This is a genomic window from Paenibacillus pabuli NBRC 13638 (genome assembly GCF_001514495.1).
GTDB lineage: Bacteria > Bacillota > Bacilli > Paenibacillales > Paenibacillaceae > Paenibacillus > Paenibacillus pabuli.
The window spans coordinates 893483-912437 of the sequence record NZ_BCNM01000001.1; the positions used below are offsets into that span (position 1 = coordinate 893483).

The 18955-nt window shown below is 42.7% G+C and carries 10 protein-coding genes and 1 pseudogene; 1 reads left to right on the forward strand and 10 read right to left on the reverse strand.

The window, feature by feature from the left end; all coding sequences use genetic code 11:
- Positions 1–3: 3 nt before the first annotated feature.
- From PPA03S_RS03500 to PPA03S_RS03510, 3 genes are all read right to left on the reverse strand, one after another.
- The gene (locus tag PPA03S_RS03500) at positions 4–1527 is read right to left on the reverse strand and encodes an FGGY-family carbohydrate kinase (RefSeq protein ID WP_062319815.1); all 1524 of its coding nucleotides are present in this window, start codon (positions 1525–1527) and stop codon (positions 4–6) included.
- A gap of 352 nt (positions 1528–1879) precedes the next feature.
- Complete coding sequence (locus tag PPA03S_RS03505) at positions 1880–2845, reverse strand: poly(ethylene terephthalate) hydrolase family protein (RefSeq protein ID WP_062319817.1); 966 nt, start codon at positions 2843–2845, stop codon at positions 1880–1882.
- Positions 2846–2895: 50 nt separating this feature from the next.
- Positions 2896–4047 (reverse strand): pectin acetylesterase-family hydrolase, encoded by a 1152-nt coding sequence (locus PPA03S_RS03510; protein ID WP_082703977.1) that lies wholly within the window; start codon positions 4045–4047, stop codon positions 2896–2898.
- A 190-nt stretch (positions 4048–4237) separates the two neighbouring features.
- Here PPA03S_RS03510 and PPA03S_RS03515 point away from each other — a divergent pair, with 190 nt between their 5' ends.
- Positions 4238–4678 carry a TetR-like C-terminal domain-containing protein gene (locus tag PPA03S_RS03515; RefSeq protein WP_217998915.1) on the forward strand — a complete coding sequence of 147 codons (441 nt, stop codon included), beginning with the start codon at positions 4238–4240 and terminating at the stop codon, positions 4676–4678.
- A 130-nt stretch (positions 4679–4808) separates the two neighbouring features.
- Here the strand turns inward: PPA03S_RS03515 and PPA03S_RS03520 are convergent, their stop codons facing one another.
- From PPA03S_RS03520 to PPA03S_RS33550, 7 genes and pseudogenes are all read right to left on the reverse strand, one after another.
- Positions 4809–5738, reverse strand: coding sequence for an AraC family transcriptional regulator (locus PPA03S_RS03520; protein ID WP_062319821.1), 930 nt, complete (start codon positions 5736–5738; stop codon positions 4809–4811).
- A gap of 57 nt (positions 5739–5795) precedes the next feature.
- Positions 5796–8624 carry an alpha-L-rhamnosidase gene (locus PPA03S_RS03525; protein WP_062319823.1) on the reverse strand — a complete coding sequence of 943 codons (2829 nt, stop codon included), beginning with the start codon at positions 8622–8624 and terminating at the stop codon, positions 5796–5798.
- Between the two features lie 332 nt (positions 8625–8956).
- Positions 8957–11416 carry a glycoside hydrolase family 2 TIM barrel-domain containing protein gene (locus PPA03S_RS03530; RefSeq protein ID WP_062319825.1) on the reverse strand — a complete coding sequence of 820 codons (2460 nt, stop codon included), beginning with the start codon at positions 11414–11416 and terminating at the stop codon, positions 8957–8959.
- A 718-nt stretch (positions 11417–12134) separates the two neighbouring features.
- Positions 12135–13163 carry an alpha/beta hydrolase gene (locus PPA03S_RS03535; RefSeq protein WP_062319827.1) on the reverse strand — a complete coding sequence of 343 codons (1029 nt, stop codon included), beginning with the start codon at positions 13161–13163 and terminating at the stop codon, positions 12135–12137.
- Positions 13164–13649: 486 nt separating this feature from the next.
- Positions 13650–16283, reverse strand: a complete 2634-nt coding sequence (locus tag PPA03S_RS03540) for a glycosylhydrolase-like jelly roll fold domain-containing protein (protein ID WP_062319829.1) — start codon at positions 16281–16283, stop codon at positions 13650–13652.
- 113 nt (positions 16284–16396) lie between these two features.
- Positions 16397–18550 (reverse strand): glycoside hydrolase family 3 N-terminal domain-containing protein, encoded by a 2154-nt coding sequence (locus PPA03S_RS03545; RefSeq protein ID WP_217998914.1) that lies wholly within the window; start codon positions 18548–18550, stop codon positions 16397–16399.
- A 175-nt stretch (positions 18551–18725) separates the two neighbouring features.
- Positions 18726–18955 (reverse strand): annotated as a pseudogene (locus PPA03S_RS33550) (carbohydrate ABC transporter permease); the annotation flags it as partial.

The window sequence follows — 18955 nt, forward strand, 5'->3', positions numbered from 1 at the left end:
AATCTACCTTTCCATGGGTTCGTTTGACATTACTTCGTTAACCGCTTGATACAAGCGTTTATATTTGGCGTAATTCTCGTCATATTGCTTCCGATTTTTTGCTTGAGGATGAAATGTTTTATTCACTTTCACCAAACGTCGTGTAGCTTCCTCATAAGAAGAGAACTCACCAAGCGCTACTCCGCAAAGGATGATGGTGCCTAATATTCCTGCTTCATCTATATCAAGTGCAACGATCGTTTTATTCATAATGTCTGCTTTGATTTGTAACCACAGATCTGACTTGGCCCCGCCACCACAAGCTCGTAATTTATCAATCCGGATTCCCGCTTGTTCCAGGCATTCTATATTTTGCCTCATCTCATAGGTAACGCCTTCCATTAAAGCTCTAAATAAATCTGACTTCGTAGTGTTGAAATCAATCCCTAGTACAGCTCCTACTGCCAAAGGATTCATATACGGAGTGCCTGATCCTGCGAAGTGCGGCAGCACCAGAATATTGGTGGGTCTGTCACTAACGTTCTCACTCATAATGTCATATACACTTCGTCCCGTTAGATCCGCTTCCATTTTCTCTTCATAGCCAAACTGATCTCTATACCATTTGAGTAAAGAACCCCCCGTAAAATTAAAAGCGTAGGTTGCATATTTTCCTTTGATAAATGGAACCAGAGCTAGATTGCTGGATGCCATATCCTGTTGATTTATCGTCTCTTTACTAAAAACCGGTGTGATACACTCTACTGTTCCAATTCCATCAACAGCCGAGCCTTCTTCTGTTATCCCCGCTCCTATAGCAGCGCACACCTGATCATGCCCGCCTAATACCAGTTTGAAATCAGAAGGTAACCCGAAGTTTTGTGCTGCCTCCAGCGAAATCTGACCGACTACTGTTCCCAGAGCTGCAATCTCCGGAAATATCCTTTTGTGTAAGCCAGCCACCTCTATAATATGTTCATCCCACTGGAGCCTACGGACATCAAATGCCATTGTTCTGGAGGCCAAAGAATAATCCAGAATAGGGCCGGCACCCAGCTTGTAAAGAATATAGGAGCCAAAAGGAAGAAACGTATGAATCTTTGCATAAATATCCGGCTGCTCCTCCCGGTACCACATCAATTTAGAGAGCGTATACATTGAATGAGGCTTCAAGCCTGTTTTATGGATAATTTCATCCGCTTCTATTTTTTTGATAAACGCTTTTAATTGCTCATTTCCCCTGCTGTCGATATAAAGCAAGCTGTTCCCAAGCTCTCTGCCTTCCTTGTCGATGAAAACTGCAGCTTCTCCAAAGGAAGAAATTGAAATACCAGCGAGATGAGTACTCCGTTTGTTATACTCTCTTATTACAGAATGCATTATGGATTGAACTGCTTCCCAAACAATCTGAGGATTCAATTCAAAATAACCGCTTATCGGCGACTCCATACTGTATTCCTCATACGCTTGAGCCATCACATTACCATCAGAATTCGTAATTATGCACTTCGCTCCTGTCGACCCAATGTCCAATCCAATTAAATCCATTTCAGCCCTCCTTCGCCTCCCTACTACTCTATTTTAGAGAGGGAACAGATTGACTTCTTGCTATAACTTGCTGAACCATGTATTAAAAATTGTTTATTCTACCATTACCAGCCGACACAAGGCGGGAACACCCACGCAGTTACTTGACAAGCTTCATTGGGGATCTACATGTAAATGGCTATGCCGGCTATCATAAGTTGCAGCTGAAGAGAACGCAGCGGGGGAATTACCTACAGCTTGAATCAGTGGGAAAACAGGGAAACTTACAGTATTCATGAAAGAAGGACGGCTGGAAATCGACACAACGTAAAATAACCCACATCCTGGTAAATAGGTGTGGGTTATTTTACGCTTATTTTGATATTTGCACATCCTGCCAGTTAGCATTATTTAGAATCTCCGCATTTTTCCCAAGGAATGCCTTACCTGCTTCTTCATCTCCCTGCAGGTGGTACATCATCCATGCTGTCAAATATCCATCAGAGTGTACCAGCATATCTTCATGGTCAGCATTCACTGCCCTGGCTCGGACTTTCAAAACATCATTGGTAATCAAATCGTAGTTTTTAATAAGGGATGATAGCGGTGCTACTCCTATTCCGTTATCCTCTCCCGTATCATTTTTGAGAGTGCCGGCTGTCATAAAATAGGGGATGGTGATTTTACTTACATCGTAGTTCCACCCCAATGCTTTCGAGAGTTCAAAATTTGCAGCACTCCCTGTAAAAATTGTTTTGTAGTAATGACCGTTTTCTTGAGCGGTTACGGCGTTGATGGCTCCAACACCACCTTGAGAATACCCTGCTATCCCAATATTGTTAATGTCTATTTTCCCATAGAATATATTATCGGCATTTGAATTTAATTCGAGCATTAAGTCAAGGCTTTCTGCGTTAAACTTTCCACTACTAGACATACGGTCTTCATTCCCCACAACTACAAATCCCCATGTCGCAAGATGCTTAAAAAAGGGTTCGTATCTACTTGCACTCATGTCGCTAGCATTTGCAATCACAATTAGAGGATAAGTGTGATCGGTATTTGTCAATTCAGTCGGGTACCAAACTTTAGTCTGAACACCTTCATCATCATTTGAATCATATTCAATAGTAGAAACATCATACGTTCCCATTTTGATATATTTTTGTTCTAACGGACTTTCAGTCTTGTAAACATCAGAATAGCCTTCATCTAAAAGCGGCTGCGTCGATTTCCATTTACCATAGAGCGTCATGCTAACCACCACTAGCACTAATATTCCCAAGAGGATTAACAAAACTTTCCCTAACATTTTCAATAATCTCCCTGCTTTTTTCATAAACTGCTCCTTATCTGCTTTTCATGTAGGTATAAAATTTCGGAAGACTATCAATATTCTTTTTCTAATAATTCAATTCCATAATTATGGACATCACCATTTACTGCATCTAATATCCAATCACTTATGCTCTTCTTACCATTTAATTTATCAAACACATTACTTGAAATGATTGTGTGTTGTGTCAGGTTTAGCTTCTTGTTATAAGACAGGCCATCCCAGATGTAGATTCCCACGCCTGGTATATTGTTTTGAAGCCCTTCAACCATCGCTTTCAGATTTGACTGAAAAACATCACCACTTTTATCGGTTGCCGACATTTCTCCATGATCAAGATATGCCTGCCACTTCGCCAGCTCCCCATCTCGCACAGAACTATCAAACAATATTTTCACGCTATCTCCACGTTTGTCAGATAATGCCGTCAGGCTGTCAAGCACGATATTGTCCGTATTGAGACGTTCTGATATTGGTTGTGGGGATTTCCAGACATTCTCAGATATATCCTGCCAATCATCTGTGAGCAGCAAAGAACTGTCAACAGCAACTGTAACATTTGAGGTTGATGGATAATAATCAATAACATCATCTGCAAGTAGTGATGTTCCAAATCCCCCAGCAGAAAATCCAGTAACAAGGAGTGTATCCGGCGTGCCAGTATACTTTACTGCCTCCTTCATGAAAAGAGAGAAATTAGTATAGCCATAATGATATAACGTTTTTGAGTTCCCCTTGTCATCCGAATAGGCATATTCACCTGTTCCTGAATGAAAATCGCCTGTACTGTATGGAAGAACAAGGATTGTCCAATCTTTAAATGGGTTATCTTCTGTATCACTTGCAATTCCCATCTTAGCGACGAAATCTTGGTTTTTTACCACATCTGCATAAAAGTCTTTTGGATGCGCTGCAGTGTATTCATTTATACTTGCTCCACCACCAAAGAAATACACCATAACCTTATTTTCGCTTCCTAAACGAATGAATCCATTCCATTCGCTCCCATCAGACGATTTTGCCTCTTCCGGCGTAATAGCATACCACTCTCCTACTTCCGGGCTTCCCTTCAATTCCGGAAAGCTGATTAGAACGGAGTTTTTTAGCATAACAAAAACTACGATAGCCAAAACCGCAATTACTATAAAAATGCTTATCATTGTATTCCGCAGAATATGCCGTTTCTTTCCATTTGACTTTTCCATACATTACTCCCTTGACAAATTGAATTATTTATTATAGTCTTCTTCGATGTGACAATTGTATCAACCTAATTGACTGATCGTCAATGCAGCCACCAAAAATGAGACAAAAGCAAAGGAATGTATCATCATTAATAATCAACAGAAGAACCGATATGTCAAAGAACAGATTACGACTACACTCATTCAGCTTATGCAGAAACGTACTTTGTCTGACATTTCCATCAGCGAAATAACAATGAACGCTGAGGTTGGCAGAGCATCCTTCTATCGTAATTTCTCTGATAAAACAGATGTCCTCAGACAGCACGTTATGTATCTGACACAAAAATGGGGATCTGAATTTGAAAGTAACCCCAACTCCAATCCGCAAAACCTTTTTGGCAGTCTGTTTCAGCACTATAAGGACAACGACAATTTCTATCAGCTTTTGTACCGTAACCATCTGACAGAATTGATTCTTGATACCATTTTGGATATCTGCGGCCCCAAGGGTGAATCATCAAACATAGATGCCTATAGAAAGTCTTTCTTTGCCTATGGACTATATGGCTGGATTGTGGAGTGGATGATGCGGGGCATGCAAGAATCTGCTGATGAGATGAATACTTTACTTACAACTGCATTGCAATAGGCTCAAGAAATGACATAAGCCTGTGTTGCGTTCTATGGTGTGGCTTGCTTGAGTTTGAAGACGAGTCCGAGTAATACTGCTAAAATAAAGACCAACCTACAAAGTGAACTTTGGAAGTTGGTCTTACGTTTTACTTCAATAAATTAAGTGCCTGTTTAATATCTTCATCAACATATTTATGATCTTGAACTTTGTCATCGTTCTTCAACTCTAGCTTCCCATGCTTGGACTCTATTCTAAACTGTTTTGGTGTCATTCCATATTGCTCCTTGAAGCTGGAAGCGAAAATCTGGGAATTAGCAAACCCATTCATCATTGCAACGTCAATTACTCTTTCATTGGTGTGCAGGAGCATTTCATAAGCCTTTCTTAACCGTACATATTTTAAATAGGATTGAAAACTCATCCCCATCTTATTTTTGAAGAAATGAGAGAAATAATACTTACTTAGATACTCATGATTGGATATTTCCTCCAAAGTTATCTTCCTGTTATAGTTTAGATCGATATAATCTAGGATTCGTTCTAACCTTTTCAGATTGTCATTTGATTTTTCCAGATTTTCTTCATCAATCATATTTATTTCAAATTCTCTGATAAGACTGAGGATAATTTGCTGTAGGATAATGGAAATTTCAATAATAAATCCTGTCTCTTTAGTATGAAATACTCGTAAAATATTTATTAAAAAACTTTTTAAAGTAGCATATTTGTCCAGTGATTTTAGATCCGTAACACTATTACAAATAAACTCCATTTTCTCAATTTGGGGATGAAGATTCTGGAACATATTCATATCCATTTGTATGATCACGGCTAAATTTTGATAATCCGTACCCGTAAAGGAATGGACATTATTCGAGTTAATCAAGATTAGATCGCCTTTTTGCATACAATAGTCATGGGTTTCCGCATGAACTTGGAGATCGCCTTTAACTAACATGATAATTTCCAACTCTTGATGCCAATGTAAAGGAACAGTTTCTATTCGACAAACGTACATTTTGATGGACAGGTTATCTGTATATTTGATTAATTCTTTTTTGTATAAGTACTTCATTTCTCTCATCCCCTAAATAGCTTTTTCGGGAATATCTGTCGTTAAACCTGATGAATGTTATTTTATTTGGCTTAAACGTTCATCCATTTGATCCAAAATATGTGTAGGCAATGAATAGAACGCTGCCAAATCCCGGAGGGAGGAATTACCGATTGAAGCGCCCAAATCATCCGGATTGACTTTAACCTGTTCAGACATCATTGTCCGTATGAGCGGTGCAGCCTCATTGTGGTGCAAAAGTTCAATTAGTGGAGTTTTCGTGCTAAATATCCTCAAATAACTCTTGGTCGGAGAATAGCTGATCGAATAGCTTCCACTGAATAATTCCAATAGGACCTCTTCCTCAAGTTGTTCTCCGGTTATGTCAGTAAACTCCCAGGTAACACCGTTAATTTCTAAATCCTTTAAATGGGCATGGGGTAATCGTATACGGGCAGATGCATTGAAAGGAATATCAAAAGTAAAATCAAGCCTTCCTTCCTTATCAATCTCCCATCCGCTACGATAGGTGCCCGATGCGGTTTCAACTGTTGCTTTCACCCACTTCAGCCGGTTATCCGGTTGCGGGACGAGCTCCACGCGCTGGAAACCCGGGGCCTCCTCAACGGGATTAATTCCCGCCATGCAACGATACATCCATTCTACGATTGCGCCGTAAGCATAATGGTTTAAGGAATTCATGCCTGTACCGCTAATCGTTCCGTCTGGTAGAACTGAATTCCACCGTTCCCAAATGGTCGTTGCACCCAGCTTCACGGCATAAAGCCAACTCGGGTAGTCGTCATTAAGCAGTAAAGTATAAGCAAGATCATTACATCCATGATTTGTCAGTACATGATTTAAGTAAGGTGTTCCGACAAACCCTGTTTTCAGGTGATTACGGTCAGCTTTTAAACGCTTCCGTAGAGCCTCAACCACTTTGTCGATATAGTCTTTTGGAACCAAATCCATAAACAGCGCAACAGCGTATGCAGTTTGTGTATCGATCGCCAACCGGCCTGTTATAGTAAAAAATTCCTCCTGAATTGCAACTTTAATTTCCTTTGAAATACGCTCATAGTATGCCGCTTCTGCTTCCTGCCCTAATACCTTCGCTGCTTTGGCCACAATGTTTGTTGAATAACAGTAGTACGCAGAGGCGATGAAATCCTTATCGGTTCCGCCGAAAGGAGAATCCGGATTGCTGCTGTCTAGGGAAAGCCAATCTCCAAAATGGAACCCTACCGTCCATAGTCTACGTCCCCCTGAGTCCGTATCTTTTTTTATAATGTAGTCGGCCCATCCTTTCATGCTTTCAAACTGCTGCTGAAGAATGGTCACATCTCCGTAATGTAGATATACATTCCATGGAATAATTACGGACGCATCTCCCCAAGCGCTGGAACCACCCACACGAATATTAGCAGCAGGAACAACCACCGGAACCTCTCCTTGGTGTTCCTCCTGTTCACTTCCAAGGTCATAGCAATACTTGTTGAAAAAAGCATAGGAGTCCATATTAAAACAGGCGGTACCAGAGAATACCTGAGCGTCCCCCGTCCAGCCCATTCGTTCATCCCGCTGAGGGCAATCTGTCGGAACATCCAGGAAGTTCCCCTTTTGTCCCCACTTTGCATTCTGAAACAAGCGGTTGATCAGAGAATTGTCGGTCTCGAAATGCCCTGTATCATCAAGGTCCGAATAAAGAACACATCCAGTAAAATCCTCAGAATTCAATTGTCCGATCCAGCCTTCAACCTTTACATATCTGAATCCATAGTAGGTGAAGTAAGGACGAACGATCGTTTCCCGTCCATCTGCCGTAAATTGATGTTCCGCCATTGCGGTGCGCAAATTATCTCGGTAGAAATTTCCTTCCTGTAGCACTTCGCCGTATTGTAACCGAATGATACTTCCTTTGGGAGCGTTGGTCCGATATTCGATCCAGCCTACCATGTTCTGCCCCATATCCAAGACCGTCTCGCCCGCAGGAGTATGAATCACTTCGAGAGGCTTCCTTTTCTCCTTGATCACTACAGGAAGACTAAGCCTGGCCTTGAGTCGATCATAGCCAAGTTCAACTTCTCTAACGGGATAGCTTTCAGAGGCTTGAAAAGTTGCATCATAAATTTCACCGTCGTATAAATTTCCCGATATAATTTGACTTTGTTCCGCAGTCCATGAATCATTGGAAACAATGATCTCAGTTGAGCCGTCCCTGTATGTCACAACCATTTCATATAGAAGAGCAAACGTATTACCGTAGATCTCGCTCGAATGGCCGTCAAAACCAAAACGCCCTTTGTATAAGCCATTTCCAAGCCTTACCGATATCTCATTCTGACCTGTTTGCAGAAGTTCGGTCACATCATATGTTTGATATTGCAGCCATTTATGATAATTATTGAAGTTAGGTGTCAGAAATTCGTTTCCGGCTTTTAGACCGTTAATATATATTTCGTAAAGCCCCAGTCCACATACATAGACTCGAGCCGAAGCAACGGGGCCTTTCAGCAGTAACGATTTTTTTAAAATCGGATGAATGGTCTTATTGAATTTTGGAGTGATCCATGTCCCTTTCCATGCTTCGCTCAGCTTGGCTGTCTCAAACCAAGCAGTCTCGCTTGTGGCGTGCTCTCCATTATCCGCCCATACCTCTACACGCCAAAAATAGCGGCTTCGCGGCATCAATTCTAGCGGAAGCTCAAAGGCAAGACTGTTAATATCCTCTCTCGTTCCGCTGTCAAATACAACGTCTTGGAATTCATCATCAAGCGCCACCACATACCGGGCTGCCGCTTGCTTCTTGCCATTCGTGTCGATTACAGTGTATGAAAATCTCGGTTTGCCTAAATCAAAGCCCAATGGATTCACCACACGGTTGGTTTTTAAATGAATAATTTTCATGAGAACCTCTCAGAATTAGTTTTTTTAATATCCATCACACACATCACTTACCTAATTATAGATTGGCGCATTTAGGCGACGATATAGAGGAATACAAGCATACATATCGTATTCTTAATATGATTGGGTCAGCATAGCTAAAACAAAAAATGCTGCCGTCAATGGGTAATGGCAATTGAAACCGTCAACCTTGTATTCTTTTTAACGCTTCTAAAAAACTGTTTTCTGATCCTTAAGAAAACTGTAAAGGTTATTAAATCGTATGACAAAAAAACAGTTCCCCATCCGAATCATCTGGCGATCCAGGATGGGGAGCTGTTTTTGCTTATCGCTTACACTACAGGTATTTCAATCGTTACGCTTTCTGATTTCTCAGTGGAAATAATCAGCGTAGCAGTTCCTTTTTCCACACCAGCCCGAACGACGACCTGCATTCGACCGTTGTAAGTCTCATGCATCGAATCGAAATAGTTCTCTTCCGTTCTCGCTCTTCCCGTTCCACTGCCTTGAATGACGGCTGGTCCCTCTATGGCAACTGTAACTTTCCGCTGCACCGCCGTATTAAGGATTCCGCTGGCATCAACAAGTTCAATGTTAACGTAGCAAAGATCGTTTGACCCTGCACGCAGATCTTCGCGCTCCTTGGTCACTTTCAGTTGCGGTGCTCCGGCCGACTTCAGGTTGTAACGTCCGACTTCCTTGCCTCCGATGTAAGCAACAGCTTCAACTTCCCCTGGCTCAAATGTGGTATCCCACTTGCAGTAAAACTTCTTGAAATCGTCTCCAACCGTCTTCCTGCCTTGAGATTTACCATTGATAAATAGTTCTGCTTCCTCAGCATCCGAGTATACCTCAACTACGACTCCTTTGCCCTCCCAACCGGGCCATGTCCAGCTGCTTATGGAATCCGTCCAGCCCCATAGGCTCAATTTTGCATCTCGACCATAGTACTCAGGTTTCTGCACGGCAATGTAGGGCTTGTGACCGCGTCCACCCCACACAATCTCACGCCAATAGGAAATCGGAAGCCGGTGACCCGTAATATCGAAATCCCCGGTCTGGGCGGTAATCCATGGATATGGAGCATAGACAATGATGCCTGGGTCTCCTTCATAACTGACTTTGCCGATGCCAACCTCACCCAGGTAATCCCAAGCGGTCCACGAAAAGTCTCCCAATACAAATCCGTTATTTTTCACAATTTCCCATATATGGTCCAGTGCTGCCGGATGTGACTCTGCGCCAACAAAGGTTTTATTGTTGGACTTCTCGTGTTCAATGAGGTACCGTTCAGGTGAATAATTGTAACCTTCGATGTCTAGCACTCCCAGTGCTTCCTCGATCATGTCTTGAATGATGTTACTTGATGAAAATTGACCCATAAGCGGTCCCATCGCTTGCATAACCTGATTAATCTCACCGCTATCCAGCGAACTGCTTAATTCAGAGAATCCTTGGTCAACTGCGATTTCTTTGATCCTTCCCAAGGTGGTCATGATTGGATTCACGCCATTGGTGATGTAACGGGTGTCATCCAGTGAACGAATCTTCTCAATAATTTTTCGGCCCAGAATGTTACCATGTCGAGAACCAATTTCCGCAAGTTCATTACCGATCGAATACATGATAACACTAGGATGGTTGTAATCCTTGCCAATCATGCGTTCCACGTCCTGTTCCCAATGCTCTATAAACGTTGTGGCGTAGTCATAATCGATTTTGCCGTGCGTCCAACAGTCGGTCAATTCATCCATCACAAGCATACCGTGCTTATCGCAAGCATCCAACAGCGTTCTGCCCATCGGGTGGTGGGCAGCGCGTATTGCATTGTAACCTGCTTCTTTTAGCTTACGAATCCGGCGTTCTTCGGCGTCTTTGAAGGCAGCGGCGCCAATGACTCCGTTATCATGGTGAATGCATCCTCCTTTTAACTTCAACGTCCTACCATTGATGCGCAGGCCATGAACGCTGTCCAGCTGCAGCTTGCGTATACCAAATGTCGTGATGTCTTCGTCCACAACCTTGTCGTTCAACTTTATGACTGTAGTGCAAGTGTACAGATTCGGGTTATCCGTGTCCCAGAGTTTAGGAGACGACAGTGTTATTCTCTGCCAGGCCGATATCTCACCTCGGGATGCTACTGAGAATTTCGTCGCCTCCTCGCTTACTACTTTTTCTTCAGCGTCCTTGATTGTGGTGATTGCATAACCGGTGTGCAGTCCCAGATTCTCATTTTTGATCGCGATCTCAATTTGGAGTACGGCCAGATCCGGTTCTGCATCTACTGTTGTAATCCGAACGCCGTCCATGGCAATATAAATCGGTTCCGCTTTCATCAGCTTGACATTACGGTAAATCCCTGAGCCGGTATACCAACGGCTATTGGGTTGGGAGCCGTTCTTCACCACAACCTTAACTTCGTTCTCTTGTCCGTAGCGAAGAAAATCGTTGATCTGCACATAGAAATTCGTGTACCCGTAATCATTTTTACCTGCCAGATCACCGTTAACATAAACGAAAGTATTCATGTAAACGCCTTCAAATTCTAGAAAGACAACTTTCCCCTGATCCTCTTTTGGTAAAATGAGTTTCTTTACATACTCATAATTTCCGCCTTGAAAATATGCTCCTCCTGAACCAGCAGGGTTATCTGCTGAGCGCTCCGTCAAGATCATCGCATCATGGGGCAAATCCACATGGTTTAAATTTTTCTTAATACCCTTCGTAGAAGCTTCAATAATGCTTATATTATTTCCGAATGTCCAATCTTTGTTAAAATCCTGCTTTAACACTCGCTTCTCCTCCATTTCACTGAGAAAACTGCCTCAAACTTAATTACTAAATCTGAATTTATTATAGGCATCCCCTAGAATAGATTAATATAACGGAAATGAAACTCTGATAGCGCACTTTTAACTATTTCTGGTACAAGCCGCTGCCTTGTAATTTGCATATCTAGTACAAAGTGGTTTACCGACTTTTGTCACCACAAAAAATCACCTTACGGTGTTTTTCGGTTTAGTTAGATTAATTAAATGTATTAATTTCAGTATAGAGATCCAATTTGACCGATCCTCCAGCGGCAAGATACCGCAACTTTTCATCTACCATATTTTTATTTAAGAGAGTTTATACCTTCCATCGTTTGTTACTTCAAACGTATTTCTCTTAATTTTGTAAGTCGAAGCAATATAAAGAATATCAGATTTTCAATACCATTGATCCGTCAACACCAAAGCTTAAAGTAGCGTCCGGAAACAAAGTATTTGGTGCGCTTTTCAGAAGAAAGTCCTTACTGAAATGCTCTGAGCCTTCTGCAACCAGATACGTGAGTGTAAGTCCGCCATTGAACAGCAGAGTGACCATAAGCGTACGCTGCTTCTATAGCGAACTCCAAATGTTGTTCTTATTTTTGTAAACAGGATTAAAAAAACTCCCGGGAACTCGTAGAGAGCCCTCGGGAGAAGGAATTATGCTTCTAAAGGCATTACGCTGTCTTTGGCTAATAGGTCATTTATTAAATATACTTTGGAGCAACTCAATTTTATATTTTTCACCCGCTTCGTTATTTTCGATATCAGCTACACTAACAGTCTCGCCGTTTTCATCCTTCTTCTCTACTGTATATCCGTGATTAGTATCGAAGTATTTAATATTTGTATAAATGTCTTCCTTCTCCAATATCTTTGCATATCGTTCGCCCTGCAAATGAAGCGGGTCTTGCTTTCCAAGGATAAAATAAGCAGGGGGAAGCTTCTTGAGTTCTTCCGCTGAAGCATAGGGAGGAGATACAATTGGGTCATCAGTGGGAACATCAGGAAAGAAGGTATCATGGAGCTGTCCAATAAACCCACTAAAAATTCCTAAATCATCCTCTTTGGGTGCTGTAAAGTCAAGAAAGGGCATTTCAAGGAGTTGCGCAGCAACTTTAATGTTTTCTCTTGAAAGAAGCAGCGCAGCACCGGCAGTAATGTGTCCCCCAGCACTTCCTCCGCTAATGACAATATTGTCAGGTTGAACTTTCAAGGATTCTGCATTTTCCTGCAGCCATTTTACCGTATCAGCCATTTCTTCCTGTTGGTAAGGGAATGGCTCTGTTTGAAGCAATCTATAGTTAAGATTGACAACGACGCAGTTAGCTGAGTCTGCGATCTTTTTATTAAATTCATCTCCATCGATTGCATCAAAGCTGATCCACGCACCACCATGCGCATAGACAAACACCGGAAGATCTTCCGTACGTCCTTCTGGTTCATACCAGATGGCTTCTACTGGATCCTTACCATCTCGTTCAATAACTATTCTCTTACCCAAAGTATCCTTTTCATTCGCTTCTTTTCTGATTGTAATAGCGTTTTCCCTTATTTTCATAACGCCGAGCTTACTCACTTTCGTTCCGCCTGCGGTATTAAGCCAATAATACGCTAAAGCACCGATGCCCGCGATTGCAATAAACGCGATAAGGATAGCAACTCGGTAACGCTTGAAAAAGCTTTTTTTTTCTGAAGTATGTTCTGGAATTCCATTATTTTCACTCATGTAATAACCTCTCTTATTTTGTGAATTGACGATAACACTTATGCTTAGCTTGCAGTTCATTAACTCTCGCTTTAATCACTTTTAATTCATAGACAATCCTCCTAACCCTTTTAGTTTGATTTTTTCAATACGGTGTCAAATTAATTAATATATTGTTTCCGTATCTTTGTTCTTTCATATTTTATTAGTGGAAACTAAACTGAAAATAAACTGATGTAAAAGGGTGCAATTGATTCACAACTCATAGGGTATAAGTAAGACGCGGAAGACATAAGGGAATCAAGTCACCCTGACAAAAGGCAGTTCCCTTCTGAATTCAAGATAAAATCAGGATGGGCAACTGCCTCATTCACAAGTTAGCTCTTTAGTTTTAACGTCCATATTCCTTGTCATCTTTGTAAGCGACAGCTTCAATCGTACCCGTCTATGAGATCCAATGCTACAGGATGCGGTAACTACTTAATGTCATGTAACTCCGAAAAAATTCTAACGAGCACTCAACCGGACAGGTCCAAGAAGACCACTTGGGTCATGCTGTGCTACCCGGGAACAGAAATCCGTAATCTCTTTTGAAAGCGTATTGGTTACTTCAACAGAAATGGTATTTTCTCCTGATTGAATAAGCTTACTTACGTCAAAAAGGTAGGGTGCGCTGATCCGGACACCAGCGGATGTGCCGTTTATGAACACTTCCGCTGTTTCAAATACTTTCCCAAGATCAAGAATAAGTTGTTTTCCGTTAAGCCTATCGTAGTTCAAAAATGTTTCATATCGGAACGTCCCTGAGAATTCTGGTAGAAGACTAGGTACACTTAGATCGGTCAACTTTTGATGCTCGGCCCATGGGGTAAAGTGAGGATATTGTTCTGAGATTGCTGTCGAGATAGACCACAATGATTCAATGAGAATCTCCTCACCATCTCTTTTCAAGTCCGGCGCTGTCTCGAATGGTTCAAAGCAATCGCTTGATAGCACAACAATCGCCTCAAATGGGGACAGCTCGAGCGAGATTCGGGTAGAATCACCTTCCTGAACACTGCACGTATGGATAACCTTATTGGAATAAGCATCATAGAAGACAAGCGAACCCTTAACCGGTAGAATCACTTCCGTACATATATCCTGAATGGGGTGTTCATTGAAGAACATAAATACATCCATATCCTGATGCCGTACATGATAGTATCGCAGAAACGGGTAGCTGCCGTCCGTGAGGATATCTGTAAACCCGGAGCTTTTTAACTTCTGCGCTAAATCTTCAAGAGCAACTACTTTTACATGTTTGCATCGTTTTAATTGCTCTACAAGTTCCCCTTTCCCACCCTCGCTCGTTCTTGCTGGTAGCCCGCCCACAAAGAAAACCGGCAAACCTTTCTCCGTTAATTCAATAAACCGCAGCAATACTTCACTCGGAAGTGCTTCACTGTAAGGAACGATTAAACAGTCATAAGTTTCGCTCAACAACGTCAGTTTCTCGTTCTGAACTGCTGCATCCGCAATGATCGAATCACACGGCACGACATCGCAGTCAATCTGCGCACGCATTAGTTCCTTTACCGGTTTATGAAAATACATGTATTGTCCTGACCATTCTGCCTCCGCATGGTACAAAACCGCCGCCGATGCGATGTGCAATCCGCCGGTCAGGAGATGAGACATGCGATTAGTATAATGATTTAAATGTTTGTAATAACGATATTGCGGATTTTTACCTCGTGCATACATATGCGGCGGACAATCCGGATCGGGGAACTCCTTTGGAGAGAACGCATGAGGGACGAAGTAATTAACCCCACGTACGAGCATGTGGTCAGTCATCCACTTCATCAGCTTCAGACCTTCGGCCCAACCGTAAGCACCGAATACTTCAGCCATGGTTCTACCTTGCTTTTTCGGATCAAGATGGGACAGCGATGCCGCCATCTTGGCAAGACCATAGTTGAAAAACTCGTTGTCGGCTTCACCCGCAACCCATGCCGACGGGATTTCATCAAAGCCGGGATTAAGCTGCCACAGTACGACATCCAGCCCCGACATGTCCTGTCCCCCCAACGCTCTGAAGAAATGCCCGCTACCGACACCCAAACGTGCGTGTGTATTGTTGTCTTCGATTACATGACCAATATATTCGATTTTCCGTTCTCTACACCAATCACCGATTTGGTCGGTGAAGTGTTCGGCATATAGCATGCTTACCAGTTTCATATAACAATAGCGAGTCTTCGAAGTTGCCTCCTTGCTGCCATTTTGCCATAGCAAGGGTAAAAGTGTTTTATAGTCAGAGCCCAGTTCTTGCTCAAGCAGCCGTTCCATCTCAGGGCACCATGGCAAATCTGCCTTATCTTGCCCAACGGTAATCTCATAGTTGGTAATAATTGCATTCTTTCCACTGTAGAAGCCCGGCTCATCCGAAAAGAAGCCTGCAAAGGTATTCCCGAAGTATTCCTGGTAACGTGAGTAAAAGGCTTCATACACGGTATCGATCAAGACTTTGGTTGAATCCTTTATAAGCGGATTCAAGTAATCCCGCTTGGAAGGGTCTCCTCCGATGGCATTCTCAAAAACCGTAAATATTCTCCAGTATCCTTCAGGTACATCCCAATACAATCTGCCGTTCACCACCCGTGAAGTCAAATCAATAGCCTCGTCTAATAATTCGCCTGTAACAGAGTTCCGCTGAACCGCAATGACAGTCAGGTTGGACGAGGCGGCTTCATAAAATCCGGGAAGATTGGGAACGGCCACAGCAAATGATGAGCCCGCCTTTGGTCCTAGAGCATCAATATGCAGTTTAGATAGAAAAACGCGGCGCAATTCTTCCGGCGCGTCCTTTAACCGGCCGGCAGCGTGACCTGTTGGAAAGTGATCGTCATCGAGAACCCATACTCGCATTCCTCGTGTCTTGGCTTCTTCTATAATTATATCCATGTCTCTCCACCAGTTCGGTCCAAGAAAGTCGGGGTGCGGACGTGCTTCAACACATACTGCACCTATACCCGATTCGTGAATCCGGGCCATTTCTTCCCGAAGAACCACTTCATCTTCTCCATGCTGCCAAAAAAACGGCAAGATATAGTTAGCTTCCCTTCCGGATAGAACATCATTTAATTTATTTGGCACTACAAGACCCTTCCCTTCTATTTTTAACTCATTGATTTCGATTCGATGTAAATAAGTAATGATCTCGCTATGTTCTTTTTCTGAAAAATCGCAGTAGAGCAAGTTTTACGGTTTTACAGCCAGAACCTACTTGACAGACAATCTTCTGAATTACCTCCCACAAAAATTTCAAATTCTCCTTCTTCAATAACATAATTCATACTCATGTCATAGTAGCCCATTGCCTTATAGGGGACTAGAAAATCGACTCCGCTTTCCACTCCTGCCTGCAATGGAATCTTCGTAAAATCAACCAGCTGTTTTACAGGCCGCACACGCTTCGCCACGATATCGCGGATATAACACTGAATAATCTCAGTTCCATCGCGATCTCCGGTATTCCTTACCTTAACGGACACTCTGATTCCTTCATGCTCTTTCCTCACCTGCAGATCCGAATATAGGAATGTTGTATAGCTTAAGCCATATCCAAACGGATAAACCGGCTCAAGCGGTGTGTCTAAATATTTTGAAGTGAATTTACTCTTTCCTCCCGGGCGACCGGTATTAGTATGTGCATAGTAAACCGGGCATTGCCCGCTGGAATAAGGAAAGGTTGTGGTTAATTTAGCGGATGGATTTATTATCCCGAACAGTATATCTAAGATGGCATTCCCTGCTTCTACACCCGGATGCCATGCCTCGACAATTGCATGTACGTTGTCCGCTACCCATGGGATTGCTAGGGGCCTTCCATTAAACAGAACGGCAATCACCGGTTTACCTGTTTCTATTAATCTCTTCAATAAATCGATCTGTTCTGTGGGCAGCTCAATAGAAGCACGACTGGCCGCTTCACCACTCTGATTTTTGAATTCTCCAATAGAAGCGACATAAACATCACACTCTTCAGGAATCACTGTATCTTCAGCCATGTAAATAAAGTTAATTCCTTGAGCCTTGCAAGCATCGACAAGGCTTACACAGTCTTGTCCGTCTGCTTTGATGGCCCAGGCTCCTGTCATTTCCTCCCGGTTATTGGCCAGCTCACCCATTAACCCAAGCTTCACCCCATTTTTTAAAGGCAGCACATTATCGTTTTTCAGCAAAACGATGGATTTCTCTGCAGCTTCTCTTGCCAGGGAACGGTAGGCTGGCTTCAATATAGCAGCTTTCTCACGTGCTTCCGAAGTACGGTACGGTTGATCAAATAATCCCAGTTCAAACTTAATCCGCAGGATATCAGCCACAGCTCTATCCAGCACTTGTTCTTTCACACCACCGTTAGCAATCAGTTCGGCCAGCGTTTCACTGTAAGCATTCGAGGTCATATCCATGTCGAGTCCGGCTTCAATGGCCTGCTTAGCTGCATCTGCTAGGTTCTCTGCAATTCCATGAGTGACACATTCTGCAATGGCATTCGCATCGCTAATCGTCATTCCGTCAAATCCCCATTCACCTCGAAGAACACCTGTGAGGAGCCATGAATTCACCGTACATGGCATTCCATTAATATCATTAAAAGCGGGCATGACCGCTCTTGCTCCGGCTTTAATACAAGCCTTGAATGGCGGGAGATATTCTTCGAATAAACGCTGCATCGACATATCCACCCGGTTGTAATCTTTCCCCGCCTCCGCTGCACCATAACCGGTAAAATGTTTAACGCAGGCCACCATCGCGTCTTCCTTTGTCAAATCATCCCCTTGAAATCCATTTACTTTTGCAGCACCGTAAATGGATGACAGTAAAACATCTTCTCCTGCCCCTTCACTGACACGGCCCCATCTGGCATCCTTTGCTACATCCACCATTGGAGCGAATGTCATATGGACACCGCCTGCCGTCGCTTCTTCTGCCGAGATCCTTGCTGTTCTTTTCCATAATTCAGGCTCCCACGCGCAGCTTTCTGCAAGCGGAATTGGTGTTACGGTGCGATAGCCATGGATCACATCGTATCCGAACAAAAGTGGAATACCTAGACGCGTTTCAGTTACAGCTATTTTTTGCAGCTCATTAGCCTTTTTCGCATCATTTAGTCCATTATAGGAACCGATTTTGCCTGCTCTTAAGTCTTCCTCGCGAAAATCCTGTTTAGCTGTACTCATCATGATCTGGAAATCGGCTTTGCTGATCCTTCCGTCAAACACCATATTAACCAGTTCTTCGAAGCTTACATCAAATGCTCCTACCAAAGATGGTCCACACTGCTGAAGTTGTCCAACCTTTTCTTCTATGGTCATTTTAAGTAATAAGGATTGAATTTCATTTTCGTAATTCTTCTTCAATTTGATTCCTCCGGAAAATATAAATTAAATTTAGCTACCAGTCATTACTACATATACATTGAGTTTTTCAAATTATTTATAAATAACGACCATGCGTCCGTTTCCATCGCTTCCAGTACTGCTGATTTCTTTTTTTTCTTCATATGAACTTTGGCCCTCCCATTCCTGAATGTACTTACTCCTTCACAGCACCAATGACGATACCTTTTGCAAAGAATTTTTGGAGGAAGGGATAGATCAGCAAGATCGGCAAAGCTCCGATGAAGATTTGTGCAGAATTCAGGGACACGGCATTGAATTTCGCGGCCTCTTCTGCATTCTTGATATCAATATTCGGCATGGATATGGCAGCTTTCAAAAACGTACTCAGCGGCACGTTCTCCGGCTTCATATAGATTTGACCGG

Bases quoted from the DNA above. Each gene is read 5' to 3' on its own strand.
- PPA03S_RS03500 (WP_062319815.1), bottom strand. From the start codon at position 1,527: ATGGATTTAATTGGATTGGACATTGGGTCGACAGGAGCGAAGTGCATA.
- PPA03S_RS03505 (WP_062319817.1), bottom strand. From the start codon at position 2,845: ATGAAAAAAGCAGGGAGATTATTGAAAATGTTAGGGAAAGTTTTGTTA.
- PPA03S_RS03510 (WP_082703977.1), bottom strand. From the start codon at position 4,047: ATGGAAAAGTCAAATGGAAAGAAACGGCATATTCTGCGGAATACAATG.
- PPA03S_RS03515 (WP_217998915.1), top strand. From the start codon at position 4,238: ATGCAGAAACGTACTTTGTCTGACATTTCCATCAGCGAAATAACAATG.
- PPA03S_RS03520 (WP_062319821.1), bottom strand. From the start codon at position 5,738: ATGAAGTACTTATACAAAAAAGAATTAATCAAATATACAGATAACCTG.
- PPA03S_RS03525 (WP_062319823.1), bottom strand. From the start codon at position 8,624: ATGAAAATTATTCATTTAAAAACCAACCGTGTGGTGAATCCATTGGGC.
- PPA03S_RS03535 (WP_062319827.1), bottom strand. From the start codon at position 13,163: ATGAGTGAAAATAATGGAATTCCAGAACATACTTCAGAAAAAAAAAGC.